Genomic DNA, 23430 nt, shown 5'->3' with positions numbered 1-23430 from the left:
TCAAGCGGCCTGGGCGACGGCGGGACCGTCGCCGGTTGCGGGGAATTCCTCGGCGCGGAGGTCGAGGTCGGCGGCGACCACGATCACCCCGGCCAGCAGGGAGCGGAGGGCGACGCGGAATCCTTCCTTGTCGCTTTCCCGCATCGCCATGCCGATGCGGTCCTGTAGGTCGGTCTGCATGACCGCCAGCCGCCCATAGCCATCGTGGAGGCTGGCGACCTTGGGCGCGGGGCGGCTCGCAATCTGGGATAGGGCGGTTTGGGCCGCATCGGGCAGCGCGCCCCAGCCGTACAGGTCCATGGCGCTCTCGGCACAGGCCACGCCGACGCCCACCAAGTGGCGGTAGGCGGTGGGACCGGGCCGGGGGTTCTTCACTGCGGTCCAGAAGATATCCAGGCGCTCTTGGATCACCGCCCAGGCTTCGGCGGGGGTGCGGAGGGGTTCGTCGACGTTGAGGGCGGTATCGACGGCGATGTCTTGCAGGATCAAGGGGATCAGGCTTTCGGGGGGCATGGTGGTTTCCTTGGGGCAAAGGGGGATCGAACGGCACCGGGAGGCCCGGTGCCGGGTTGTCGTTTGCGGGGTCCGTTAGGTCCGCGCCGGGGGGCGGGTTGTTTGGCTTAGGAAGGCGGCGGGGGCTGGACCGGCTCGAACAGCCAGCATTTCACCGTCTTGGGCAGCCGCTCGTTGAGTGGAGCGGATTCGTTGTGCCGGGCATGGAGAACCGAATGCACCGACTTGATTTCGATGAACTTGGGGGATGCGCTCAGCCCGAGCGAGCGGCGGTATTCGACCATGGGCGCGACCTTGATCCGGTGTTCGGCGGCGACCTGGGCGAAGTGGGGTAGGCTGATGGCGATCAAGGCCGGGTTGGCCGAGTGGTTGAGCAGTTCGGGGCCGAGGAAGTCGTAGGTTTCCCAGAACTCGGCGACCAGGGGCGGCACCGGCTCGGGGACCAATTCCCTGCCGATGTCCGCGAGGGCCGGGACGGGGATGTTGGTCAACAGACAGCATTGCTCAAGCTGGGCGTGGAGGGTCCGGCGGATGGCGGGGTTCATTTCCCGCTTGAGTTCCTGCATCAGCTTGCGGGATTCGCCATGCAGGGTGAGCAGGTGCGGGATGGCCAGGGGCTTGGTTTTGCTCTTGGTCTGGGTCTGGTAGCCGCCGGTCTTGCGGATGGCCGGGAGGACTTCGGCAGTGACCCAGCGCCGGATGGGCAGGGCGTTCGCCGCATGGCTGCCCAGGATCAGGCACCACAGGCCGGGTTCCCGGACCCAGTTTTCAAGCTGGGTCTTCCGCTGCTTGCCCGTCGCATCGGGGTATGTGACGTCGCGTTTTACGACGTCACATGGCTCGACGTGTTGGGCAACGGCATCGCGGGGGTTGGCATATCCCAGCATCGCGCAGAGGTCGCCGGCATGGAAGACCGGCTCGCCGTCGTCATCGCGCTCCACCCGCAGGGTGAAGCCCTGGAATTCAAAAGGCAGTAGTTCTTGCTGTTGCATATCCGGTTCCTCTTTAAAAAACCCGGCGCGGCGGGCCGCCGGGGACTCATGGAGCGAACTGGACATCCTTGTCATTCACGCATGGGCCGCATCGGCCCGCGCCTTGGCCCTCCCGGCTTGCGGGGCTTGTCCGGCTTGGCTTATGCTCAGTATTCCTATCGTCGTCATCCCTGAAAGGCAGTCCATGGCCACCATCACTTTCGACACCTTGAAGTTCGTGGAAACCCTCAAAGCGCACGGGCTCCCCGAAGAACAGGCCAAAGGTATCGCCGAGGCGTTCCGGGACGCCACCGGCGAGGCAGAGCTCGCGACCAAACGCGACCTCAAGGAAGCCCGCTTGGAGATCGACACCAAGTTCGAGAGGGCTTTCGGCGAACTGACCCTTATCAAGTGGATGTTGGGCATCTTGCTGGGCGGTGTCGTCGCCTTGGTGCTCAAGGCGTTCTTCCCTTCCTGACGGTCCATCGTCAATCCCCCCGCGATAAGGTCGGTCGCCCGCTGTGGGTCCATACCCATGTGTTCGGCGGGGTTGAAATCGACCGGCCCGCTCGGGAGCAAAATGTGGGCTTTGGGTTTGTAAAGACGTGACATAGAGGTTCACCCGATGATCACAGAGGTTGTCGCCTTGGATGCCCTGGAATATTTACGAGTTTGAGGAGCTACACCCGCATGTCGAGCAAAGCCGCTTTCGCTTATATGTACGGACAAATGCAGGGAATGCTGGACTTAATGACAGCATTGCTGGCAACTCATCCAGACTCCAAAAGCGCTTACGAAGCCTACGAGAAATTCCGCGGGGCAAGCGTTCAAAGAGCCATCGACGGAGAGCGTCCAGACGAGTTTTTACAGGGCATGGCCTGGGTTCAGGCAGAGCTTGCAAAAGTGCAAAAAATTGATCGTTCGCCAGGTGCGCCTCGGCGATCCCAGTAGCTATCAGGGCGGTCCTGTCGCGGAATGGCGTGGACATATCAGCGTCTCCTTATGTGAATATTTACGTATTGCGATTTGGTTTTTTTTGGCAAATTAAACTTCCCGCCCGTTTGAGCGGGCCGCATCGGCCCGCGCCTTGGCCCTGATCTGTTCCAACAGGACGAGGTGGGCCACCAAGCTTTCCATCGCCGACCGCTCGATGCGGTCGAGTTCCTTGGCGTCGATCTTGTCGTCGCCCATGGCCCGCTCGATGTCCGCGGCCAATTCCCCATCCTCCCGTAGCTTCGCCAACATCTGGCGGTAGATGCCGTCGCCGTCCGCCGTGCCTTCGGGGAGCGGCACCGGCACGTAGCCGTGTCGCCAGCACAGGGCTTGCAGGGGCAGGTCGGCGTTCGGCATCCGGGCTTCGGCCAGGAAGTCGAGCAGCAGGCTGAATTCCTGGAGGCTGGTGTGGTGGGTGTCGATGGCGGGCCTCAGCTTGTTGCGGAGGACGTGGGCGCTCTTGCCCATGCGTTGGGCCAGGGCTTCGAGGCCGCCCGGATAGTCGCAGGCGGTGACGTAGAGGGCGTCCAGGGGGTTCATGTGGGTGTAGGCGCAGGTCATGGACAGTCCCCTGGGGTTTTTGCCGTGGTGGGCCGGGACGGGGCGGCGTTCAATTCATCCAGCCGCCGCCTGAGCCGGGCCATGATCCGTTTGGCCTCGCCGCCGTGGGGTTCACGGTCGGTACGGTCGCCCCAGCGCTGGACCGTGAGGCACACCGTCCGATAGTTGAAATCCTCGGCCTTGGCGAAGGCATACAGGCTGAAGTCCCCGCGCTGTGCCAATAAAGGTTTGAGGGCTTGTATGGGCTGCATGGGTTGGGTAGGCTCAGTGTTCGCTAGGCCCGCCGGTCGCCGCCGGGTTGGGAGAACTCCTTTCATATGCGAGGTGACCCATGAAGGAATCGATCCTTAGCTACATCGAAGAATGGGACAACGTGGCCTTCGGCGAACTCGGGCTGGCCGTGCCCGGATTTTCCGGGGACCAAACCATGTTCCATCCCGATTTCCCCAACCTCGTGCTGTGGCGGAGAGTTTCCGGGGAGGGCATCGCGGCCCTCCTGGAACTGCTGAAGGCCGGGAAAATCCACCTATGCGCCGTCGAGCCGCTGGTTGGCTGCGCCGATGGCGATCCCGGACCCCTGCATCAGCTGCCGACGACGGATAAATTCGGCCCTGGACCCTACCGGGAGATGACTTGGGTACCGGTGGTGTTTTCCACTCAGCCAGCCGACCCAGCGCCAGTAAGGAATAAGCGGCCAAAACAGCGCCGGAACTAGTTCGGTGTCGTCCCTGCGCCGGTGGAAATCGGTCGCCCTGTACTTCAGGGCCAGCCACATAGTCGGGCGGGCGGTCAGCCAGTAAAGGGGTAGGAACAGGTACATCCTCAGGTGGTCGAGGCGGCTCTTGGGGGGTCTCGATTTCAGCATGGCGGTTTCCTCGTGCGGGGCTGCATGGGTTGGGTAGGCTCAGTGTTCATATGGGTGAGAATGTTGGACGGAAATAACGTCAATGTCAACGGAAATTACGTCAGGCCAGCGCATAGCTGAGTGGCGGAAAACAAAAAAGCTTTCACAACAAAAGCTTGCGGATTTAATTGGTGTCAGCCGAAGCTATCTCGGCGACGTTGAAGCGGGGCGTTGTGATGCTTCAGCCAAGATTCTTACGTCAATGGCAAAGCATACAGACGTAAATCCCGGCTGGCTTCTAACCGGAGAGGGAGTGATGGAACGAGAGCCACCCATTTCTGAACCCGTGTCCGAAGACCCTTTGGCCCAGCAGAAGGCGCAGGTCAAGGCGCTGGTGGATAGGTTGGACGACCCACGCAAGTTATCCGCTGTTCAGGACAGCATTGAAGAAAGCGAACGAATGAAGCGGGTAGAGAAGGAACTGGCTGAACTGCGGGGGAGGACGGGATGAGGGACAATCGCGGAAAAATGCCAAATCCATCACAAAACTGGAAGGTAAATATTCACGATTGACAGGGCATCGGTTCGAGAGTACAAGGCCGCGTGAATACGTGCAAATGCTTCTTTATAAAAACGACCAAACAGGGTAGACAATGTCGAATGGAGCTTTCGCAAAGCGGGCTGATGCTTTCAATTCCTATTTATGGACCTGTGCTAAGCAGCATGAACAGGATTCGATGCTGTTCAATGGCGGTTTGATAGGACGGAATTTCCTACTGGACGAAGGCGTACCACAAAAGCGGGTAGAAAGTTACGATGCGCTTGCTACAGCCTCCTTTAAAGAATGGCAAGCTCATCATGATGCATATTTGGCGAGGAAAGTATATCCACTTCCACCGGATGAAGAACGTCCCAAGGTTTTGGATTTGAACGAGGAGGATTTGTGCCCGGAAACTTTCCGCATACCTGCACGATCCCCCTACTTACGCAGCAACCCCAAGCTGCACCTATTGCGTTTGGTGGAAATGGGTTTTCTTCGCACCATACTTAAACTACCTATTTCGCAATTACTGGACGAGGCTCGGGCCGCTTTGGGTCAACCTCAAAGCTCACCCTCTTATCAACGCTTTGATCGGACACTAGGTCTTTGGCAAAAAAGCTTGGCATTGCGTCCAGTGTATGCCACTTATTGGGAAGATATGTCCGATTTATTTAGCGCAGATTCAACCCTGGATCAATCTGACTGGGCTGATCAAATGCGTGATCGATTGGGACTGGCTCACCTTGATCCTGGCGAACGTGGTGGACCTATCGACGTATTGATCTTCCGCTACGCCATTGAGGAGTTGCCGCCTATCCGACAGTGGCATAATTGTGCACCCTTGATGCCGCCTACTGTGTTGGACGGGGCTTTTTCTACTGCCTTTTGCCCAGCCCCGGCGAGCCGCGAAACGGGACACGTCGTACACTTGGAAGGCGATGATGCGCTGCTACGGCGAGAGGTAATGCATCCTGCTATGGACTATCACGCAAAGCACCTATGGCGTATAGGTCAAGTGCGAAAACCAGTCCGTTTAGAAGACCTACCCAGTGCCCGCGCTATACACTTGGCGGGTATCCGCAGCAAATGCAAATGCCCTGATTACGCCGAAACTACCGATGGAGATTTGCTAGCATGAATTTCAATCCCGCCGCCAGCTTCGCTGGTCGGCGTGTGCCGCTCTGGCTGCAACAGTTCTCTCAAGAACCAGATGCTGCCCTGCACGATTTATTGATGGGCCGCGCCGCCCTAGGCCATTTAGGTGCTGCCGAGCCAAGCGAAGTGTTGCTGGACTGGCTACATCTATTGAACGCTGACTTCAGTGCCGCCTTAGACACCGCCATGGCGGGTTGGATAACCACCCATTGGGGCGACAGCCTGCCGGAAGGCAGCGCGGGCCATGCCGCTCTAACCGCCGAAGCTTGGATACGCGCCTGCGATGTTATCGCCCTCGACTCTCGCTTGGCCCAAGCCGCCGCTGCCCTACGCCATCATTTCCTAGAACAGCCACGTTTCTTAGAAAGCTTGAGCGAGGGTCGTGCCCGCGATCCACAAGGCCGGGCTTGGCAAGCGCTAGCACGGCATCAAACCGACCGCAGCCTACTGCCGCAGTGGTGGCAGCTATGCCGTCTGCCACCCGATCAACCTTGGAGGCGTGGTGCTTGCGGCATTGACGGGCTTTTGTTTCTGCCAGCAAAAAATCCACAACAATCCGGCGGCTTTCCCTATGAGGCGGCGGAAGGCTTGGCTTGCCTGGGCGCGGCATTGTGGCAGCGCCATCAAGAGGGTTGGTTGAAAGCCGAGACGGCACGGGAGGAATGGTTAAACATCGCCCAAGTGGCTGAACTAGCAGCACCTTTTCCCCAACGCTGGGAGGACTTCTGGCGCACGGCGCAAGCCGAGCCGCGCTGCCAAGCCTGGGCGCAGTGGATTCGAAGCCTGCATTCCAACCTGGGCCAGGTCAAGGCACGCACGGTTTCGCACCGTGCCGATCCTGCATGGCCTCGGCGTGCTACAGACTTGGTGAACCGCATCAAAAATGGCGATGCCAGCGCAATCAGCGAAGCTGAAAAATTGCTGGATGAGGAACGACGCTATGCCGAAGTGAGTGGCGATACTGGCCCATATACGCTCAGTGCAGTGAGATTTTCATCCAATGCCCGTCGCCAGGGCTGGTTTTTGCAAGCATTGGCTTGGCTCGAACCCGCCCGGGAATTAGCGCCATGGAATGAGTATGTTTGGAACAATGTTGTCACTTGTCTGCGTAAATTGGACCGCCCGGATGTCTTGAAAGTGGCTATGGAGGCAGTAAAACGCTTCCCGGACAGCGAGGTCGCCAGCACCGGCTTGGCCGAAGTGCTCAAGGCCCAGCGCAGGCTGGAGGAGGCCGAGGCGCAGTACCGGCGGACCCTGGACCGCTTCCCGGACAGCGAGTTCGCCAGCAACGGCTTGGCCGAAGTGCTCAAGGCCCAGCGCAGGCTGGAGGAGGCCGAGGCGCAGTACCGGCGGACCCTGGACCGCTTCCCGGACAGCGAGTTCGCCAGCAACGGCTTGGCCGAAGTGCTCAAGGCCCAGCGCAGGCTGGAGGAGGCCGAGGCGCAGTACCGGCGGACCCTGGACCGCTTCCCGGACAGCGAGGTCGCCAGCACCGGCTTGGCCGAAGTGCTCAAGGCCCAGCGCAGGCTGGAGGAGGCCGAGGCGCAGTACCGGCGGACCCTGGACCGCTTCCCGGACAGCGAGGTCGCCAGCAACGGCTTGGCCGAAGTGCTCAAGGCCCAGCGCAGGCTGGAGGAGGCCGAGGCGCAGTACCGGCGGACCCTGGACCGCTTCCCGGACAGCGAGTTCGCCAGCAACGGCTTGGCCGAAGTGCTCAAGGCCCAGCGCAGGCTGGAGGAGGCCGAGGCGCAGTACCGGCGGACCCTGGACCGCTTCCCGGACAGCGAGTTCGCCAGCAACGGCTTGGCCGAAGTGCTCAAGGCCCAGCGCAGGCTGGAGGAGGCCGAGGCGCAGTACCGGCGGACCCTGGACCGCTTCCCGGACAGCGAGGTCGCCAGCAACGGCTTGGCCGAAGTGCTCAAGGCCCAGCGCAGGCTGGAGGAGGCCGAGGCGCAGTACCGGCGGACCCTGGACCGCTTCCCGGACAGCGAGTTCGCCAGCAACGGCTTGGCCGAAGTGCTCAAGGCCCAGCGCAGGCTGGAGGAGGCCGAGGCGCAGTACCGGCGGACCCTGGACCGCTTCCCGGACAGCGAGTTCGCCAGCAACGGCTTGGCCGAAGTGCTCAAGGCCCAGCGCAGGCTGGAGGAGGCCGAGGCGCAGTACCGGCGGACCCTGGACCGCTTCCCGGACAGCGAGGTCGCCAGCAACGGCTTGGCCGAAGTGCTCAAGGCCCAGCGCAGGCTGGAGGAGGCCGAGGCGCAGTACCGGCGCTTCCCGGACAGCGAGTTCGCCAGCAACGGCTTGGCCGAAGTGCTCAAGGCCCAGCGCAGGCTGGAGGAGGCCGAGGCGCAGTACCGGCGGACCCTGGACCGCTTCCCGGACAGCGAGGTCGCCAGCACCGGCTTGGCCGAAGTGCTCAAGGCCCAGCGCAGGCTGGAGGAGGCCGAGGCGCAGTACCGGCGGACCCTGGACCGCTTCCCGGACAGCGAGTTCGCCAGCAACGGCTTGGCCGAAGTGCTCAAGGCCCAGCGCAGGCTGGAGGAGGCCGAGGCGCAGTACCGGCGGACCCTGGACCGCTTCCCGGACAGCGAGGTCGCCAGCACCGGCTTGGCCGAAGTGCTCAAGGCCCAGCGCAGGCTGGAGGAGGCCGAGGCGCAGTACCGGCGGACCCTGGACCGCTTCCCGGACAACGAGATAGCGAATGTTGGTCTAGCCGTAATATTAGAAATCTGCCATAAACATAAAGAAGCCAAGGAATATTATTCTCGGGCCTTGATTCTTGTTCCAGATAATAAGATCACCCGCGATAACTTAAAGCAGCTAGAAAAGCTTATCTCTCGATTGGAACAAAAAACCCAGCAATGCCGCCAAGCTTTGCTGGAATCTCCTGAAAATATCGATGCTATGTGCGCTTTAGCGAAAATATTATATCAACAACGTAAGTTCGACGAAGCACTGGATTTGGTAGAGCATGTTTTGTTGATCGCCCCCGACCATGAAATTGCTCTAGCATTGCAGGAAAAGTTGCCAAGCCGACCTGGAGTTGAGGAGCAGGTTTTACAGATTGTCCCTGACTACGAGGATGCTTTGGCATCGCGGGAGGAACTGCCAGATCAATCCGAATCCGAAGCCGAGGAGCAAGCCATTCCAGCTATTATTGAAGCGGAGGCGTTCTCACTTCCTGTTTCCGACCCCATAGGAAGCGAGGCAACCAATGCTTTAGCGCCACCTTCACTCGTTACACCCTCACTGTGTGAGAATGAAATCCAAATTCTCACCGCCGATGCTTATCTCATCCGGTGTTGGCGTCGCGTCACTGGTCAAAATGCCAGTTATATCTTGCCTGGCTATGTACGGGAGCGGGCGGAAAAGTTATTGAAGCGCCTTTTGGTATTTGAAACGGATGCACTGGCGGTCAGCGAGGCAGGGTTACTGGAAATCGGCGCGGGTGATATAGGCATGGCTTTGGAATTACTCCGCCAAGCTGCCAAGCGTTTTCCTGGCAGTAGCCGGGTTCGCTACGCCTTGGCTCGTGCCGAACGGGTTGTCGGCGGTTTGGCGTCTGTGCCTGATTGGAAGCGCTTGGCGCGGCTAGACGCGCGTTTACACCCCCTAGCGTTATTGGGAGAGGGACGCGCCCGCTTAACCGATGAGGTGAAAGATGATGCCACTGCCGACATCTTGGGTGCTTTAGGACATTGTTTACAACCGTATTTACACCCCATTAATGGCGCATCCGTTGTTGCAGGAGATGTGGAATCGGCGCGTAAATCTTTTGAGGCACCTTCGGAGAATAATTTTATGGGCTGGTGGGCAAGGGAAGTACATGCACACCTCTTTGGCGCACGGTTAGCCATTGATGCCGACCATTTGCCATCATGGGACCAGCTTATCGTCAATGCCCGCCTAGATATGCTGGACGGCTTAGAAGAAGACTATCTAGGTCGTTATGCTGCTGCCTAATTCGTAGTCAGTCGGTGCGGTTAACACAGCGTAATCGCACCGGATCATGCCTCCGATTACGCTTCGCTCATCGGAGTTGCGCTGGCTGATAACATAGAGGTCAAGCCCCTGGTCCCGCATCGGGGAATACACCATGAAAAAACCCGTCGTCCTATCCAGGAATAGCAATCACGGCTGGACCACCCAGAGCGCCAGCGCCGACGCCGACGCCACCACCTACCGCAACAAAACCGAAGCCTTGCAAGCGGCGCGGAAGATCGCCGGACAGGGCACCCCCGTGATCGTCCGGGGCGCGAACGGCCAAATCCAGCAAGTGCTGGGCGTGGGCGAGCGCGACAAAACCCCCATCAAACCAGCCCCGGTCAAACACAAGCGCAGCAACCGCGACGTCAATATCGCCATCGCCAAGGTATTAGGGAACCTCTGAATCCCCATGCCCTCCGAATATGACCTGAACGTCTTCATCAACTGCCCCTTCGACCCCGATTACGCGCCACTCTTCGACGCCATCCTGTTCGCGATCTACCAGCCCGTAGGTGCGATTAGTGCAGCATAATCGCACGGATTTCATGCTCTCTCCCTTGCAGGCTTATTCAAGCGCCGCTGCCTCGCCACCGGTTGCTTTCGATGGTGTCCACAGGTACGAGGGTTGCCGCTAAATAACGCGGCGCGTATCGGAACTACACGATCTCCATTTTCGGCTAGACTCCCCGGCTTTTGCCCTTGAGTCCACACCATGCGCCCAATCCGCTGCCTGCCCCTGCTCCTTGCCGCCGTCCTCTCCGCCTGTGGCGGGGGACACCACACCCAGCGTCCTATTCCCACCCCGGCCACCCCGCAACCGCCCGCCCAGGCCACGCCCGGCAAGGCCGGACTGCCACCGACCGAGACCGTGCGCGAGGGCGGCCTGCTGCGGCTCAACTATGAGGGATTCACCGTCTGGCTGGACTGCAAGGAACGGGCGGCGGTGAAGTTCCGCTACAACGCCCAGCGCGATACCGGGCACGAACCCCGCGCCGAAGACTTCAAGCTCGATCCCAGCGTGCCGAAGGAATGCCAACAAACCAGCGCCGCCGCTTACGGCCAGGGCTACGACCGGGGCCACCAAGTCCCCGCGAACCACCTGGACGCCTCCCCGGTCTCGATCAAGCAATCCAACTACATGACCAACATCCTCCCGCAAGCCTCCAACATGAACCGTGGCGCGTGGCTGCTGACCGAGGAAATCGTCGAATGCTACCGGGATATCGACGAATTGCTGGTCCTGGGCGGGGTGATCTGGGGGAACAACGCCGCGAACGACCTGTTCGTCAAAAGCCATGGCGTGCGGACGCCGGACGCCTTCTGGAAGGTGGTGGTGCGCGGCAACGGCAACGCCATCGCCTGGATCGTGCCGAACACGAAAGACGCGACGAAGGCCAAGCTCGACGGCTACCTCGTGACCGTGGCGGATATCGAAAAGCGTACGGGGGAGAAACTGCCCGTCACCGGCGACGCCAGGACCACGAAGCCGAAAGGGTCATGGGTCGTACCGGTGGGATGCGACAAGGGATAGGCCGTGGCCCGTGCGATGGGCGCGGCGTAATCGGGTGGCAAACGGAAGGGTTTCGGGTGTACAAGCGGGTTTTCCACAGCGGACACCACGGGAGGACGCCATGGGTTTGATCACACTGGTTTTGGTGGGGCTGGTCGCGGGCTGGCTGGCCGGTCGGCTAATGCGGGGCGGCGGCTACGGCGTGGCGGGCGATATCGCGGTGGGCGTGCTGGGCGCGTTCGTCGGGGGCTTCCTGTTCCGCGTGCTGGGCCTGCACGCCAGCGGCTTGGTGGGACGCATCATCGTCGCCACCTGCGGGGCGGTGGCGCTGATCTACGTGCTGCGGCTACTCCGGCGCTGACGGAAGGGCCACCCCAGCCGGACGGCGTGAAGCGCCCGGCGCGGATCGCCCTGGTCGGCGGCATCGACCCGAACCGCCCGATCCTGGGGACGCCAAGCCAGGAATCCCCTCCCTCCGGAAGAAGGTAACGCACTTTCCGGCCTCCCAATCCCATCCCTTCCCACCGCGCCCGCCCGGCTCGCCGGAACCGCCTCGATCCTGTCCAACCCTTCGTATGCGTGTTGCAAATACCGTTATAAATAGCGGAATGAGCGTATACGCACACGGGCGCACGATACGCACACGCGAAGGCCGAAAAATTGAGGAAGGGGGGTCAATAAGGGTGACGTTAGTAAGGCGAAGGTTAAGAATCCCCTGGAAGCTACGGCTGGCAAGGGCTGGGGCGATTCCGGGGGCGGGTCATATTTGGGCGGGATGATGGTCATGTGGTTACACTTTCGGAGTGTAACTTTTCCTCTCGGAGCCACGGAATTAAGTCCAATCGGATCAATGGCTTAGGAAAACGTCACCGGCCATCCCACCCGATGTCACCGGGCGCGGGACATGCGGTTTCGCCCTTGCGGATCAATGGCTTGGGATGGATTTCGAGGGGCCGGTTTTTTACGTCACCCTTTTCGATAGGGCTTCCTCAGTTTTCGCCCGAGGGTTGCGCGGGCCGATGGCACCGCGCTGGCGGGTAAAAAGCTGGGAAAGCCACGGCGGGCGCGGGTTGGGGGGGATTCTGGGGCTTGGCGGGCATGGCGATGGATGGCGGATTATAGCAGTCCGTGGCAGCGGCCCGCGCCACGGAAGCCGTATGGCGCGCGGCTTGTGGCGGGAAGCACATGGCGGCGCACCCATATAGAGCATAAACGCCGCAGGCTCGGGGGGAGGTGCGCTGTAGGGGTGGAAAAGCCACGCCCGCCCGCCGTTGCCACCGGGGCGCGGCCCGGCGTCGGGCGGAAGGAACGGGGACGGGATCAGGCCGTGAAGAGTTCCGCCTGCTGGACGACGCGGGCGCGGTCGGCGGGTGGGAGGGACAAGAGCAGGGCGGCGGCGATGGCGGCGGGCGTGGCCGGTTCGACGGGGTGCTTGAAGGCGAGGGTGGAGACGAAGCGCGACCCGCAGTGCTTGCAGGTGCAATAGAGGTCGTCGACCCCGTGGGTCAGCGGGACGCGGTGGGTGATGACGGCGGGCTTGCCGCAATTATGGCACTTGACGCGCATGGTTCTCCTCCCTCTTTGATGCTGGGATTGTATCCGATGGTGGACTACGCCGCCGCTTGCAACCAATCTGGTTCCCGCCATAGCGCCGGGCTGTGGATCGGCAGATGCTCGTTCAACGCCTCGAAGGCCAGCCACAGCGCGGGCACCTCCAGGCGGAAGTACACCTCGGCGGTCTTCATCAGGTCGCCGAAGCCGGTGTAGTTGTCCGGGATCACCCCGGCGATGCCGGGATACATCCGGTGCATCGCCAACACCTGCCGGATGTTCATGTTCCATATCTTGTCGTAATCGTCGGCGGTCTTGATATCGCCGATGGGGAAGACCTTGATCGGGTCGCGGGCGTTGGTGTTGGGGATGTTGAGGTAGAGGTTGGAAAAGTTGCCGTCGCCGATGCTGGCCTTGATCTGGGCCTCGACATCCTTGGCGGTGTCCTTGCTGAAGCTGTTGATGGTGGCGAACACATAGCCCATGGCCGCGCCGTTGCGGTAGAACTTGCGGCGGAACAGGGTGGCGTCCTCCGACAGCAGTACCGATTGGACGCCCCCGAGATACTTGGGCACGCCGTACACGTCCTGGAGGATATCGCAGCCCTTGATGTGGACGACCTCGCCGGGTTTGAATTCGATGGGGCGTCCCCAGCTATAGCCATATTGGTAGACGCTCGGTACCTGGAAGAACACCTCCGGGTCCACGCCCCGGCGCATGGTGATCGCCGGGAGGCGCTTAAGGGCCAGCAGCCCGCCCAGCCGGTTGTAGATTTTCTGGAAGTAGGCGTTTTCCAGCACGGCGTAATCCCAGGCCGCCGCCCGCATATCCCGGCGGCTGATATAGGGATTGTCCTGGAAATGGGTCCAGACCATATTCGATTTGAATTCGAGGATGGAATTATGGTGCGGGTTGGCCTTGCTGATCCTGGCGAGGCCGGTCAAGGACACCGGCGGGGCATAATATGGCCCCGCAATATCCTGGAACACGCCGATATAGTCCATCATCTGGTCGCGTAGGACGGGCACCGGGTCGCCAAAGGTAAAGACGTGGCCATCGCCCTGGGCGGGCCGGTCGCTTTGCAGCGCGGCGGATAGGCTGTTCCAGCCGTTGCGGCTGCTATCGAACAGGCCGGTTAGGGAGTCAAGTAGGTTCATGAGGCCACTCCACTTCCGGTTTCCCCCTCAAACCCACCCGCAACGCCGCCCCCTTCATCGGCGCGATGGCCAGCGCCAACGCCAACAGCCACGCTTGGTTCACCGTCCACAGGTTGATCGGCGGAATTTTCATCGTGCCCCCCGTTGCGGGAATTTCCCGCATTGTCCATTGACGTGCATCCCCTTCGGCAGCCGACAATTCTGGCAAATGTCCATCCGGGCCAACGCCACGGCGTCGGGCCGTTCCCGCGCCGATGGAACCGCCGCGCCGGGCCGATCCTTGGGCTGGTATAGGCCCGCCCAGCCTGTTTTCCCACCTTGCTTATCGCGCATAAAAAACCTCCCAGCTTAATCTTGAATCGGCCTTAACGGTGCTTAATGGTGCTTAACGATGCTTAACGAACCGCAAGCTCGCGCCTCTTCCTGAGTCAACCCACGAAATCCCCCTAATTCCATGGGTTGACAAATCAATTCAACCTCGAAACCGTCGCCTCGTTCGCCCCGCTGGCGTCCAGCTTCTCGAACTGCAAGGCGTGCAATACCGACCAGGCCGCGTCGGCATGTTGGCCGTCCTTCCGGGGCGCTTGATAGGTGCTTTGCCCGCCGCCCCCGGTCATCGTCTTGCGGATCGACAGGAACGCCTGCAACAACTCCCGGTCCCCGGCGTCGAACTCCAACCGCCCGGACTCCATCGTCATCACGCCCTTCATCACCAATTCCGTCTTCACCTGCGGCGAATAGGCGAACGGCGTCATCATCGGATAGAACGCCTTGACCAACTCGCTCACGCCCCAGCCCATCCCGGTGGCGTCGATCCCCAGGAACACCACGTTGAACCTCAGGGTCGCGTCCTTGATCCGGTTGGCCTGGAAGTCCAGGCTCTGCTTCACCCAACGGTCCCGCTTCAACACCCGCCATTTGTCGATAGGCCGCAGCGGCACCTCGCAATAGGCCAGGCTGGCCGAATCCCCGGTCGAGGCCGGGTCGTAGCCCAGCGACAGCGGATGGTTGCCCAAGGGCCGCGGCTTATCGGCCCGGTAATGCTTCCAACTGGCCGGATCGACCGTACACCTGAGCAGCAAATCCAGCGGGAACGCGCTCTGGGCATCGTCGATGAATTTGCACATGAACAGGTTGTCGAAATCGTCCCGGCTGTACTCGGTGCGCAGCTCCTCGATATCGAATAGGTCGCAACCCTGCCGCTCGGCATCCTCCACCGTGACGATATGCCGCCAAATCTTGTCCGGCCCCAGCACTCCCTTGTTGAGCGCCTCCCAGGAAATGTCGAACACCTGCTGATAACGCGGTGCCCGGCCCCGGTTGAAGTCCTCGCCGCTCCACTTGGCGTAGGCTTCGTGGCTCATGGCCGAGGGCGTCGAGAACAGCGTGCGCCGCCATTTCTTGTGGGCGGCCATGCCCGAGGCCACCTTCCACATCTTCTTGAAATCCCTGATCCAGAACACCTCGTCCAGGTACAGGTGCCCGTGGTAGCTCTGCGCCGTGCTGGCGTTGGTCGAGACGAACCGCAATTCCGCCCAGGGCTTGTCGCCCTTGTTGAGGAGGATCGGGCTGCCGGTCAACTCCAAGCCCAGGCACAGCTTGGCGAACATCACGATATAGGCCCGGAACACGTCCGCCTGATCGCGGCTGGCCGATAGGAAAATCTGGTTGTCGCCGGTGCGGATGGCGTCTTCCAGCGCCTCCCATGCGAAGTAATAGGTCGCCCCGATCTGCCGCGACTTCAGGATGAAGCGGTTGCGCTGATGCTTGTTGGCGTACCAGGTCGCGAGGTATTCCCATACTCCGCCCGGTGCCTGCTTGGGTTCCCGCCCCCCCGACACGATCTCGAAGATCGAGGGTTCCCGATCATCGCCGCCCGGCTTCACGCCCCGGAAGATCAAGTCGCGGGCGCGGTCCAGCATTTCCGGCGTGATCGCCGAAATATCGTTTTTCATCTTCTTCCCCTTGCTGTTGCGTTGGTGTTTATCGCCATCGCCCTCCTGCGGCGTGCCCTGGCGGTCCAGCTTGCGGGCCTGGGCCAGCTTGACCGATAGGTCGCCCAACTGGCCGATGAGCATCCCGAGTTCGGCCCGGTCCCCGTCGCCCTTGTCCGGCTTGTCCAGCAGGAAGCAGACGCGCCGGGCGATTTGCTCCTCGACCGTGGTGGCGGGGATTTCCCCGTCCCACTTCCCCTCCTCGCGCCACCGGAACAGGGTCCGCTCGGGTATCCGGGTTTCCGCCTGGATTTCCGGCAAGGTGAACCCCCGCCGGAACAGCATCTTGGCGTCGAATCTATCTTGCTCGGAATATTTGCGTTTCAAAGCCATGCGCGGGTATTTTGGCCGCGCTATGGCGAGAGTAATAAGGCGGGAATGGTGGAGGGTTGTTGTAACTCAAGAAATCACAATAAACCACAATATGTTGGCTTGGAATCCAAGGGGATTGCTGGGGAAAATCCGCGGCAACCGCAGAGGATTCCAGCACATGCCCTTCAACCTTCGCACCGATTGGAAAACCATAGGCCGCACCGGCAAGACCGTCGATAACCGGGAAATCACCGAGGAGATGGTCAAGGATGCTGTCGAGCTATACGACGCCAGCAAATACAAGGCGTTCGTGTGGCCGGAACATGCCCGCTGGTACAAGATGGGCGGGGTCGAGGCGGTGCGGCTGGTGAAGAACGACGAGGGCGGACTGGATATCCAGGCGATCCTATCCCCGAACGATTACTGGCTTTATGCCAATTCGGTAGACCAGAAAACCTGTACGTCGATGGAGTTGGATAAGCTCGATAGGTTTGGTGGGCGCTGGTATCTCACCGGCCTGGGCGCGACCGATTCCCCCGCCAGTTTCGGCACCACCGAAATCAGGTTCAGCAAAAGCACCGAAACCGCCTTACGCGGTAATCCCATCGAATTCGTGCTGGACGCGAAACCGGAACGGCAAAACCTATTCAGCAAGATTTTTGGCAAGAAACCCACCGTCGAGGAACCCGAAGTGGACGAGAAAGAATTCATCAAGCAATTCACGGCGTTGACGACCCAGGTCAACACCATGAGCACCGATCTGGCGTCCTTGAAGGCGGCGGCGGAAAAGGCCGTGGCCGAACCCGGCGTCATAGCCGAAGGTGTGGACCTGAAGGCCATCGAGGACAAGATCGCCGCCTTCGGGGTCCAGATCGAAAAGTTCACCACGCAGACCGGCGAGTTCGGCACCCAGCTCGCCGCCCTGGACGGCCTCGGCGAGAAGTTCGCCGCGCTGGACACCGACCTGAAGAAGCTCCGCGAGGAGTTCGACAAGGCGGTTTCGACGCCCGGCGCGGGCGGCACGAAACCCAAGGAAAACACGGGCGAGCAAAAAACCTACAACGCCGCCAAGGCGTTCGCGTAGTTCCCGCTCCTACCATCGACACGGCAAAACATCATGGCATCAAAACACATCCTCTCCACCCTGGGCCGTCAGCGGGCCAATGAATTCGTTGCCGAATTGGCGAAATACCATGGCGTGGCGGACGCGACCCAGGAATTCAGCATCGATCCCTCGCGGATACAGGAATTGCAGCCGTTGAAGGAGCAGGAAGGCCAAACCTTCCTGGACATGCTGACGGTTATACCGAAGCCGCAGATGAAGGGCGATGTGATCTTCATCGGCAAGGCGGGATTGACCGCCAGCCGCACCAATACCCTCGATGGCGACGAGCGCACTCCGAAGGGCGCACACGGCAAGACCAAGAACACCTTCGATATGGGGCCGGTCGAGAACGATGTGGCGATCACCTACGACGAAATCGACTCCTGGGCCATGTTCCCCAATATGTTCGAACTGTGGGGGATGAAAGTCCGCGAGTGCATCGCCGATGACCGGCTGCGCGTGGGGTGGTATGGGCAACGGTCGGATACCGCCACCGATAGGGCCACCAACCCTAACGGCGAGGATGTATTGCCCGGTTGGCTGTATCAGATCAAGGGCTACAACAACGGCAGCCAATATATCGATGGCTCCGGCGGCGATGTGGTATTGGGTTCCACGGGCGACGTGGGGGTTCCGACTTTGGATTTCCTGGTCAGTATCACCAAGGCCAAGGTGGATATTGTCTACCGCCGTTCCCCGGATTTGGTCGCGTTGATTTCCGAAAATCTGGCGAACCACGAAGAGCAGATGTACTACCGGATCAATGGCCGGAAGCCGGAACAAAAGCTCACGATCATGCAAAACGGCGAGTTGAATCGCAGTTATGGTGGTTTGCCTTGCTATGTCCCGCCGTTTTTCCCGGATGGCACGGTGCTGGTCACATCGCTCGACAACCTGCATCTGTATTTCCAGGCCAGCAGCCTACGGCGCTATGTCCGCGATTACTCTCCGCGCAACCAGTACGAAGACTTCAACTCGCGCAACGAGTGCTATGCGGTCGGCGACTACCGGAAAACCGCTTTGGTGGATGGCATCACCATCGACGAAGCCATCGCAGATGTCGCGCCCTAAGCCCATCCGGCCTAGGCCCAGGTTTTAACCCAATCCATCCGATAAGGAGCCGCCACCATGACCCGACACCAAGCCCGCAACCTCACCACCTCTATCCGTAAGGCCATCGGTGCCCTCGCCGTCAGCACCGCCGCCTATAGCGATGTGGTCGACCTCGGCGAAAAGTTCAGCTTCACCAAGCTGGTCGCCATCAAGCGGGGTACGGCCAGCACCTCCGAAACCCTCATCATCGAAGTCAGCCACGACAACAGCGCCTGGGTCACGGCCCCGAATTTGGCGATGACCGGCTTGGTCTCCTCACCGTCGAGCGGGGACAGCATGGTGGTGGCGGGCATCCCGTCCGCCCGTTATGCGCGGGTCAAGTTCACCAATGGCAGCGGCGCGGCCCAGACCGCCCTGGTGCTGGAATTGGTCGCCCTGGAAGGCTGAGGCCCGGCCCATGAGTACCCTGGACAAGATCAAGGCAAAACGGCAAGCGGCGCGTGAAAGCGCCGCCCAGTCCAGCCCGCCACCCGATACCGCGGCTCGCCCACCCCTCAATCCGCTGGATTTGCTCAGGGCGAAGCGCGGCGCAGTGGACCCGGCTGGGGCCGATCTTACCCAGGATGAGCCGACTATTCCCGAGGCCGCGCCCCCGCGCCCCGCCGCGCCCCCGCCCGGCACCTTGCAGCAATACCAGGACGCCATCGACGCGGCCCAGGCCGCATGGCAGGTCCACCCCGCCCTGAGCGAGGGCCGCACCGAAGCCAAGCGCAAGCTGCTGCTCCAGATCATGCCGTTCGTCGAGGCCTACATCGCCGATGGCGCGGCCTATCCGAACTCGGTGGCGGTCGAGGCCATGATCCTGCTGCTCGACACCGGCGATATCGAGCGGGGCTTGAGCCTCGGTTTGATCCTGGCGGCGCAGGACTGCCACATCATGCCCAAACGGTTCCAGGGGAAGAACCTGCGCCATCAGGTGGTGCGCCTGACCCTGGATTGGGCCATCGCCCAATTGAAGGCCGCCCAGCCCGCCGCGCCCTACCTGGACCAATTGCTCCAGGCCATGGATACCGAACCGGGCCGCTGGGAATTGAACCCGATCCTCCGTGGCGAGGCCTATGCCCTGGCCGCGAAACACGCCGCCCAGGCGCAGGACTGGCCCGCCGGGGTGGATTGGTGCCTCAAGGCTCAGGCGGCCAATCCCAAGGGCGCGGGCGTCAAGACCCTGCTGAACCAGTGCTTGGCCGCCGCGAACAACGAAGGCGCACCGGCCCAAGAGACCGCCCAGCCATAGGGCAGGGCACCGATTCCAACGCGGAGTAGATCAGCCGGTTAGATCGTCGGGTTCATGCCCCGAAGGCCGCGGGTTCGAGTCCCGCCTCCGCCACCAATTTTTGAAGGTTCCCCCCGTGCCGGGGCGGGACGAGCGGCACCGGAGCGGTTTTCCCCTGGCTTCCGGTGGGCGCGGTTCCGCACCGGCCCCTATTCCGAGCGAGCCATGAGCAACCCGACCCCGATCCTGGATACCGTGCTGGAGAACAACGGCTTTTGGCCGGATGTCGCCGTACGGACCCTGGTCGAGAGCTATCGCGTCCCCAGCGATGGGCGCGACGGGCTGCCGGTGGACACGCTCATCCAAGCCATGATCGAGACCAACAAGGCCGCCGCCCCGGCGCGGGACGCCGCCGTGGCCCAGGGCTGCGCCAGCTTGGCCGATTATGCCGATGCCCATCCCGAGGGCATGATCGCGGGACATCATCAAGCGCGGCACGCCTACCTCAGCGCGGTCTACAACCTCGCCAAGGCCCGGACCATCAAGCCCTTGCAGGTCTTGGCCCGCCGCCCGATCCCGGAGACCGAAACCAACGCCTCGGAGGATACCGAGCGCCATTTCCTCGACCGCCACCAGACCGCGCTGGCGAACCTGCTGGACTTGATGGTGCCGGGCAGCGCCCACCAGGCGGACTTCGGCGTGCATGTCGCGGCCCTGGGCGCGGGACCGTTCCGCCGCGCCGGGCCGATTCTTTGAACCCACCCTCGCCGCGACCATGTCACCCGAGATCATACAAGCCGTAAACCCCACCTTATGGGCGCAATTCGGGCCGTTGGGGCTGGTTTGCCTCGCGCTGTTCCTCTTCCTCTGGAAGATATTGGCCGACCACCGCGCCGCGCTGTCCGCGATGGAGAACCGCCACTTGTTGGAACGGCAGGAAATGCGCAAGGCCGAGGACCGCCGCACCGAGCAGATGCTGGCGGTCCAGCGCGAGACCAACGCGGCCTTGAACGCGCTGACCGTGGAAATCGGCCACGCGAACGAGCGCTGGCGGCGTTACGACCTGGAGCCGGAGCCGGAACGCTATCCGCGGGCGGCGGGGGCGCGGCCATGAAGATCGACTGGAACCCCGGCGATTCCTTGTCGGTGCTGGCCGCGCTGCGAGAAGCCCGGCTCGCCGCCAGGGTCGCCAACACCATGGCGAAAAAATACCAGGGTGAAATCCTGGATTTCGTCGAGCAGGGCAAGGCGTTCACCGACCGTGGCAAACACCGGAAGTACCTCCGCTGGCGGACCCTCGACGGTCCCAGCGCCCTGGTCTACACCAAAGCCAAGCACCTCTATTGGATGGAAGAGGGCACACTGCCCCATGCCATCGCGCCACGGGCGGGCGGCAAGCGCCGCGCCCGGAAGGTTTTGCGGTTCCGCGCAGGCGGCGGGCACGTCTTCCACCGCGCCGTCGCCCATCCCGGCACCCGCAAGATTCCTTTCTTCTTCGCTGATTCCGCCGCCCGTGGCGACCGGATGCGGGCCGCTGGCCGGGGCGTCCTCGCGGCCAAGCTGGGGCTGCTATGACGTTCCTCTCGACGCTCCCCAACCTCCGCGCCCGGCTCGAAACCGATCCGGCCCTCGCCGCGTGGTTCGCCGAACACTATCCGGGGCTGCCGGTGCGCCACCTGATCGGCCTGCGCCCGGACCCGGACACCGAGACCGCCGTGCCCGCCGATTACTTCCCCTACCTCGCCCTGTCGCGGTTGACCCAGAAGAAGGAAGCCCGCCCCAGCCGCAGGCGCGAATGGAAGGTATCCATCCTGTTCGGCCTAAACGATGACCGGCAGGAGGACGGGATTTATCTCGGGGTCCAGGGCATCGACGAGTTGACCGAGTTGATCCTTGACGCCCTGGAACCCCAGCCCATCGGCACCGACCCGCCGGTGGTGTGGAGCGGCGAGGCCGACACCCGCAACGACGCGGGCACCAACCATCCCTATTACGAAGGGGAGATCGTCATCCCCGTGACCTTGCAGGTAAAACCATGAAACCCCCCAAAACACCCCTCCCGGAAGAAGGAATCGCGCTGCCCGTGCCCATGGGTTCGCTTCCCCCCAGGGCACCGCCCACCCCACCCGAGACCCCCGTCCCGGCGGCACCGCCCGTGGAAATTCCCGGCACGCTGGAAACCCGCGATATTCCCGCCCTGGCCGATCCACGCCCCGCGCCGGAGGGCGTGAACGCGCTGGTGGTGACCGGCGTCCGGGTCCGGGCGCACCGGTCCCATGAACACAACGGCGTCCGGCATCCCGCCGGGGCCGAATTCGTGATGTGTCCCGAGGCGGCGGAACTCAGCGCCGCACGGGGCGATATCGAAATTCTGAGCTTCAACGAAGAGGTACAAGCGCCATGAGCGGAACGGGACTTTGGTACAAGGGCAATCTCCAGATCGCCATCATCGGGGCGGGCTACGCCGGGGACATGACCACCCTGGCGTTCGCGGACGCGCTGAACGGCACCAAGCTGACCATCAAGCCGGACGGCGACAAGAAAGTCCGCCCCTCGACCCAGATCGAGGACTTCGGCGAGGCCAAGGAGGTGCGCTACCTGAAGAAGCCGACCGAGGTCGAGTTCGGCTTCGACGCGGTGACCGGGGATTTGCTGGCGGCGGCGCTGCTGGGCACCTATAGCGCCTACAGCCAGGGATCGTCCACCGCGCAAACGGCGACCCGGACCCTGGTGCTGGACAAGTGGGTTTCATTGGGCGCGTTGAACGTCGCCAATGTCGCCATCACCGGCAAGACCCTGGGCACGGATTTCGTCGTGAATGCACGGCTGGGCCTGGTCAAGGCGCTGAATTCCGGCACGGCGGGTTCCAAGTCCATCACCTTCGACGTGGGCGCGGTGGCGGGCGACAAGATCGTCGCGGGCACCGAGTCGGTGATCGACTACGCCTTGTTGATGGAGGTCGAGAACAGTTCCGATGGCCTGCCGGGCCTCCTGGAGATTCCCAAGGTGTCGGTGATTCCGGGGCAGGTGTTCCAGTTCCTCGGGGCCAAGGACTTCCAGGACGTGAACTTCAAGGGCGACGTCATCAAGCTGCCGGACCGGGACTTGTTCACCTTCAAGCCGAACCTGGTCTTCTCGTAATCCCGCGCCGCCGGGGCGGGTATGGCGCCCGTTCCGGCCCAGCTATTCCAAACCAAGGGGAATCCCATGCTCACCGCCCAGCAACTCGCGGACGCCTGCCACTGCCGTTTATCCGTCGCCCAACGCTGGCTTGGGCCTACCGTCCAGGCCATGGAGCGCTACGGCATCGACACGCCCCAGCGCCAAGCCGCCTTCCTGGCCCAGATCGCCCACGAATCGGGCCGGTTCCAGTATGTCCGGGAAATCTGGGGGCCGACCCCGGCGCAACGGCGCTACGAGGGCCGGGCAGACCTGGGGAACACGGTGCCCGGCGACGGGCGGCGCTTCCTGGGGCGCGGCCTGATCCAGATCACGGGCCGGAACAATTACCGCGCCGCCGGGCTGGCCCTGGAAATCGACCTGATCCGCGCCCCCGAGCGCCTGGAGGAACCGGAATTCGCGGCCTTGTCGGCGGCGTGGTTCTGGCGTTCCAAGGGGCTGAACGAACTCGCCGACCTGGGCGACTTCGACAAGATCACTCGCCGCATCAATGGCGGCACCAATGGCATCGAGGACCGGCGGGCGCTATGGGCTTCGGCCCGGGCGGCGCTTGAACAGCGATGCCAACAGGGACAAGGCCCCGAAGGGGATTAGGCATAGCAGCGGCACCACCGCCGCCATGCCGATCACCTTCATCAACCAGTCCGCGGGATCGAACCCATACACCGCCGCCGCCACGACATAGGCCACGATGGCCACGATCATCCCGTACCCGAAATTCCGTTGCCCC

Annotated in this window: 28 protein-coding genes and 1 tRNA gene; 21 read left to right on the top strand and 8 right to left on the bottom strand. The window is 62.1% G+C overall.

The genetic code is table 11. The annotated features are described in order from the left end of the window. On the bottom strand, positions 1-513 hold the full coding sequence (locus B9N93_RS14920) for a hypothetical protein (protein ID WP_085214983.1): 513 nt from the start codon (positions 511-513) through the stop codon (positions 1-3). Between the two features lie 107 nt (positions 514-620). Further along, complete coding sequence (locus B9N93_RS14915) at positions 621-1505, bottom strand: BRO-N domain-containing protein (protein WP_176225274.1); 885 nt, start codon at positions 1503-1505, stop codon at positions 621-623. 184 nt (positions 1506-1689) lie between these two features. On the opposite strand from B9N93_RS14915, the gene B9N93_RS14910 reads away from it, so the two are divergent. Next, positions 1690-1962, top strand: a complete 273-nt coding sequence (locus B9N93_RS14910; protein WP_085214980.1) for a CCDC90 family protein — start codon at positions 1690-1692, stop codon at positions 1960-1962. Positions 1963-2174: 212 nt separating this feature from the next. Continuing rightward, complete coding sequence (locus B9N93_RS14905; protein ID WP_085214978.1) at positions 2175-2435, top strand: hypothetical protein; 261 nt, start codon at positions 2175-2177, stop codon at positions 2433-2435. 93 nt (positions 2436-2528) lie between these two features. On the opposite strand, the gene B9N93_RS14900 is transcribed toward B9N93_RS14905, so the two are convergent. Continuing rightward, on the bottom strand, positions 2529-3038 hold the full coding sequence (locus tag B9N93_RS14900) for a phage regulatory CII family protein (protein WP_085214976.1): 510 nt from the start codon (positions 3036-3038) through the stop codon (positions 2529-2531). Next, complete coding sequence (locus B9N93_RS14895; RefSeq protein ID WP_085214974.1) at positions 3035-3289, bottom strand: hypothetical protein; 255 nt, start codon at positions 3287-3289, stop codon at positions 3035-3037. The genes B9N93_RS14900 and B9N93_RS14895 overlap by 4 nt, the downstream gene beginning before the upstream one ends. An 80-nt stretch (positions 3290-3369) precedes the next feature. Here B9N93_RS14895 and B9N93_RS14890 point away from each other — a divergent pair, with 80 nt between their 5' ends. The 7 genes from B9N93_RS14890 (at position 3370) to B9N93_RS14865 (ending at position 11436) form a co-directional block, all read left to right on the top strand. Beyond that, a complete protein-coding gene (locus B9N93_RS14890; RefSeq protein WP_085214972.1) occupies positions 3370-3753 on the top strand; it encodes a hypothetical protein in 384 nt (127 codons plus the stop codon). 232 nt (positions 3754-3985) lie between these two features. Then, on the top strand, positions 3986-4393 hold the full coding sequence (locus tag B9N93_RS14885; protein WP_085214970.1) for a helix-turn-helix domain-containing protein: 408 nt from the start codon (positions 3986-3988) through the stop codon (positions 4391-4393). Positions 4394-4535: 142 nt separating this feature from the next. Beyond that, the gene (locus B9N93_RS24805) at positions 4536-5561 is read left to right on the top strand and encodes a hypothetical protein (RefSeq protein WP_125469005.1); all 1026 of its coding nucleotides are present in this window, start codon (positions 4536-4538) and stop codon (positions 5559-5561) included. Continuing rightward, complete coding sequence (locus B9N93_RS14880) at positions 5558-9541, top strand: tetratricopeptide repeat protein (protein WP_085214968.1); 3984 nt, start codon at positions 5558-5560, stop codon at positions 9539-9541. The genes B9N93_RS24805 and B9N93_RS14880 overlap by 4 nt, the downstream gene beginning before the upstream one ends. A gap of 133 nt (positions 9542-9674) precedes the next feature. Next, positions 9675-9968 carry a DUF2188 domain-containing protein gene (locus tag B9N93_RS14875; RefSeq protein WP_085214966.1) on the top strand — a complete coding sequence of 98 codons (294 nt, stop codon included), beginning with the start codon at positions 9675-9677 and terminating at the stop codon, positions 9966-9968. A 309-nt stretch (positions 9969-10277) separates the two neighbouring features. Next, on the top strand, positions 10278-11096 hold the full coding sequence (locus tag B9N93_RS14870) for a DNA/RNA non-specific endonuclease (RefSeq protein ID WP_085214964.1): 819 nt from the start codon (positions 10278-10280) through the stop codon (positions 11094-11096). A 100-nt stretch (positions 11097-11196) separates the two neighbouring features. Then, positions 11197-11436, top strand: a complete 240-nt coding sequence (locus tag B9N93_RS14865) for a GlsB/YeaQ/YmgE family stress response membrane protein (protein ID WP_085214962.1) — start codon at positions 11197-11199, stop codon at positions 11434-11436. A gap of 959 nt (positions 11437-12395) precedes the next feature. On the opposite strand, the gene B9N93_RS25590 is transcribed toward B9N93_RS14865, so the two are convergent. From B9N93_RS25590 to B9N93_RS14855, 4 genes are all read right to left on the bottom strand, one after another. After that, positions 12396-12641, bottom strand: coding sequence for an ogr/Delta-like zinc finger family protein (locus tag B9N93_RS25590; RefSeq protein WP_176225273.1), 246 nt, complete (start codon positions 12639-12641; stop codon positions 12396-12398). 44 nt (positions 12642-12685) lie between these two features. Then, a complete protein-coding gene (locus tag B9N93_RS25585; RefSeq protein WP_176225272.1) occupies positions 12686-13783 on the bottom strand; it encodes a phage portal protein in 1098 nt (365 codons plus the stop codon). After that, positions 13770-13916, bottom strand: coding sequence for a hypothetical protein (locus B9N93_RS25580; protein ID WP_176225271.1), 147 nt, complete (start codon positions 13914-13916; stop codon positions 13770-13772). Before B9N93_RS25580 ends, B9N93_RS25585 begins: the two co-directional genes overlap by 14 nt. A 334-nt stretch (positions 13917-14250) precedes the next feature. Further along, the gene (locus tag B9N93_RS14855; protein ID WP_085214961.1) at positions 14251-16110 is read right to left on the bottom strand and encodes a terminase large subunit domain-containing protein; all 1860 of its coding nucleotides are present in this window, start codon (positions 16108-16110) and stop codon (positions 14251-14253) included. Positions 16111-16267: 157 nt separating this feature from the next. Here B9N93_RS14855 and B9N93_RS14850 point away from each other — a divergent pair, with 157 nt between their 5' ends. The 12 genes from B9N93_RS14850 (at position 16268) to B9N93_RS14795 (ending at position 23294) form a co-directional block, all read left to right on the top strand. Next, positions 16268-17173: a GPO family capsid scaffolding protein gene (locus B9N93_RS14850; RefSeq protein WP_176225270.1), complete on the top strand. Its 906-nt coding sequence runs from the start codon at positions 16268-16270 to the stop codon at positions 17171-17173. Positions 17174-17206: 33 nt separating this feature from the next. Next, positions 17207-18265, top strand: coding sequence for a P2 family phage major capsid protein (locus B9N93_RS14845; RefSeq protein ID WP_085214957.1), 1059 nt, complete (start codon positions 17207-17209; stop codon positions 18263-18265). A 57-nt stretch (positions 18266-18322) separates the two neighbouring features. Next, the gene (locus B9N93_RS14840; RefSeq protein ID WP_085214955.1) at positions 18323-18694 is read left to right on the top strand and encodes a discoidin/SUN/FTP domain-containing protein; all 372 of its coding nucleotides are present in this window, start codon (positions 18323-18325) and stop codon (positions 18692-18694) included. 10 nt (positions 18695-18704) lie between these two features. Further along, positions 18705-19541, top strand: coding sequence for a phage terminase small subunit (gene gpM / locus B9N93_RS14835; RefSeq protein WP_176225269.1), 837 nt, complete (start codon positions 18705-18707; stop codon positions 19539-19541). A 19-nt stretch (positions 19542-19560) separates the two neighbouring features. Beyond that, positions 19561-19637 (top strand) — tRNA-Met (locus tag B9N93_RS14830). Positions 19638-19745: 108 nt separating this feature from the next. Continuing rightward, complete coding sequence (locus B9N93_RS14825) at positions 19746-20276, top strand: head completion/stabilization protein (protein WP_176225268.1); 531 nt, start codon at positions 19746-19748, stop codon at positions 20274-20276. Positions 20277-20295: 19 nt separating this feature from the next. Beyond that, a complete protein-coding gene (locus B9N93_RS14820) occupies positions 20296-20634 on the top strand; it encodes a hypothetical protein (RefSeq protein ID WP_085214949.1) in 339 nt (112 codons plus the stop codon). Next, positions 20631-21095 carry a hypothetical protein gene (locus B9N93_RS14815; RefSeq protein WP_085214947.1) on the top strand — a complete coding sequence of 155 codons (465 nt, stop codon included), beginning with the start codon at positions 20631-20633 and terminating at the stop codon, positions 21093-21095. Before B9N93_RS14820 ends, B9N93_RS14815 begins: the two co-directional genes overlap by 4 nt. Next, positions 21092-21559, top strand: coding sequence for a hypothetical protein (locus tag B9N93_RS14810; RefSeq protein ID WP_085214945.1), 468 nt, complete (start codon positions 21092-21094; stop codon positions 21557-21559). The genes B9N93_RS14815 and B9N93_RS14810 overlap by 4 nt, the downstream gene beginning before the upstream one ends. After that, positions 21556-21924 (top strand): hypothetical protein, encoded by a 369-nt coding sequence (locus tag B9N93_RS14805; RefSeq protein ID WP_085214943.1) that lies wholly within the window; start codon positions 21556-21558, stop codon positions 21922-21924. Before B9N93_RS14810 ends, B9N93_RS14805 begins: the two co-directional genes overlap by 4 nt. Next, entirely contained in the window at positions 21921-22661 is a 741-nt protein-coding gene (locus B9N93_RS14800; protein WP_085214941.1) for a phage tail tube protein, read from the top strand. The genes B9N93_RS14805 and B9N93_RS14800 overlap by 4 nt, the downstream gene beginning before the upstream one ends. A 66-nt stretch (positions 22662-22727) precedes the next feature. After that, positions 22728-23294: a glycoside hydrolase family 19 protein gene (locus tag B9N93_RS14795; protein WP_085216289.1), complete on the top strand. Its 567-nt coding sequence runs from the start codon at positions 22728-22730 to the stop codon at positions 23292-23294. The last annotated feature ends 136 nt before the right edge of the window (positions 23295-23430 follow it).

Source organism: Methylomagnum ishizawai, from assembly GCF_900155475.1.
Lineage (GTDB): Bacteria > Pseudomonadota > Gammaproteobacteria > Methylococcales > Methylococcaceae > Methylomagnum > Methylomagnum ishizawai_A.
The sequence above is the reverse complement of the archived record's forward strand: the minus strand, read 5'-3'. Positions and strand labels throughout refer to the sequence as shown.

Excerpts from the sequence above, each read along its gene's own strand:
- B9N93_RS14920 (WP_085214983.1), bottom strand. The coding sequence starts at position 513 with ATGCCCCCCGAAAGCCTGATCCCCTTGATCCTGCAAGACATCGCCGTC.
- B9N93_RS14915 (WP_176225274.1), bottom strand. The coding sequence starts at position 1,505 with ATGCAACAGCAAGAACTACTGCCTTTTGAATTCCAGGGCTTCACCCTG.
- B9N93_RS14910 (WP_085214980.1), top strand. The coding sequence starts at position 1,690 with ATGGCCACCATCACTTTCGACACCTTGAAGTTCGTGGAAACCCTCAAA.
- B9N93_RS14905 (WP_085214978.1), top strand. The coding sequence starts at position 2,175 with ATGTCGAGCAAAGCCGCTTTCGCTTATATGTACGGACAAATGCAGGGA.
- B9N93_RS14900 (WP_085214976.1), bottom strand. The coding sequence starts at position 3,038 with ATGACCTGCGCCTACACCCACATGAACCCCCTGGACGCCCTCTACGTC.
- B9N93_RS14895 (WP_085214974.1), bottom strand. The coding sequence starts at position 3,289 with ATGCAGCCCATACAAGCCCTCAAACCTTTATTGGCACAGCGCGGGGAC.
- B9N93_RS14890 (WP_085214972.1), top strand. The coding sequence starts at position 3,370 with ATGAAGGAATCGATCCTTAGCTACATCGAAGAATGGGACAACGTGGCC.
- B9N93_RS14885 (WP_085214970.1), top strand. The coding sequence starts at position 3,986 with ATGTCAACGGAAATTACGTCAGGCCAGCGCATAGCTGAGTGGCGGAAA.
- B9N93_RS24805 (WP_125469005.1), top strand. The coding sequence starts at position 4,536 with ATGTCGAATGGAGCTTTCGCAAAGCGGGCTGATGCTTTCAATTCCTAT.
- B9N93_RS14880 (WP_085214968.1), top strand. The coding sequence starts at position 5,558 with ATGAATTTCAATCCCGCCGCCAGCTTCGCTGGTCGGCGTGTGCCGCTC.
- B9N93_RS14875 (WP_085214966.1), top strand. The coding sequence starts at position 9,675 with ATGAAAAAACCCGTCGTCCTATCCAGGAATAGCAATCACGGCTGGACC.
- B9N93_RS14870 (WP_085214964.1), top strand. The coding sequence starts at position 10,278 with ATGCGCCCAATCCGCTGCCTGCCCCTGCTCCTTGCCGCCGTCCTCTCC.
- B9N93_RS14865 (WP_085214962.1), top strand. The coding sequence starts at position 11,197 with ATGGGTTTGATCACACTGGTTTTGGTGGGGCTGGTCGCGGGCTGGCTG.
- B9N93_RS25590 (WP_176225273.1), bottom strand. The coding sequence starts at position 12,641 with ATGCGCGTCAAGTGCCATAATTGCGGCAAGCCCGCCGTCATCACCCAC.
- B9N93_RS25585 (WP_176225272.1), bottom strand. The coding sequence starts at position 13,783 with ATGAACCTACTTGACTCCCTAACCGGCCTGTTCGATAGCAGCCGCAAC.
- B9N93_RS25580 (WP_176225271.1), bottom strand. The coding sequence starts at position 13,916 with ATGAAAATTCCGCCGATCAACCTGTGGACGGTGAACCAAGCGTGGCTG.
- B9N93_RS14855 (WP_085214961.1), bottom strand. The coding sequence starts at position 16,110 with ATGGCTTTGAAACGCAAATATTCCGAGCAAGATAGATTCGACGCCAAG.
- B9N93_RS14850 (WP_176225270.1), top strand. The coding sequence starts at position 16,268 with ATGCCCTTCAACCTTCGCACCGATTGGAAAACCATAGGCCGCACCGGC.
- B9N93_RS14845 (WP_085214957.1), top strand. The coding sequence starts at position 17,207 with ATGGCATCAAAACACATCCTCTCCACCCTGGGCCGTCAGCGGGCCAAT.
- B9N93_RS14840 (WP_085214955.1), top strand. The coding sequence starts at position 18,323 with ATGACCCGACACCAAGCCCGCAACCTCACCACCTCTATCCGTAAGGCC.
- gpM (WP_176225269.1), top strand. The coding sequence starts at position 18,705 with ATGAGTACCCTGGACAAGATCAAGGCAAAACGGCAAGCGGCGCGTGAA.
- B9N93_RS14825 (WP_176225268.1), top strand. The coding sequence starts at position 19,746 with ATGAGCAACCCGACCCCGATCCTGGATACCGTGCTGGAGAACAACGGC.
- B9N93_RS14820 (WP_085214949.1), top strand. The coding sequence starts at position 20,296 with ATGTCACCCGAGATCATACAAGCCGTAAACCCCACCTTATGGGCGCAA.
- B9N93_RS14815 (WP_085214947.1), top strand. The coding sequence starts at position 20,631 with ATGAAGATCGACTGGAACCCCGGCGATTCCTTGTCGGTGCTGGCCGCG.
- B9N93_RS14810 (WP_085214945.1), top strand. The coding sequence starts at position 21,092 with ATGACGTTCCTCTCGACGCTCCCCAACCTCCGCGCCCGGCTCGAAACC.
- B9N93_RS14805 (WP_085214943.1), top strand. The coding sequence starts at position 21,556 with ATGAAACCCCCCAAAACACCCCTCCCGGAAGAAGGAATCGCGCTGCCC.
- B9N93_RS14800 (WP_085214941.1), top strand. The coding sequence starts at position 21,921 with ATGAGCGGAACGGGACTTTGGTACAAGGGCAATCTCCAGATCGCCATC.
- B9N93_RS14795 (WP_085216289.1), top strand. The coding sequence starts at position 22,728 with ATGCTCACCGCCCAGCAACTCGCGGACGCCTGCCACTGCCGTTTATCC.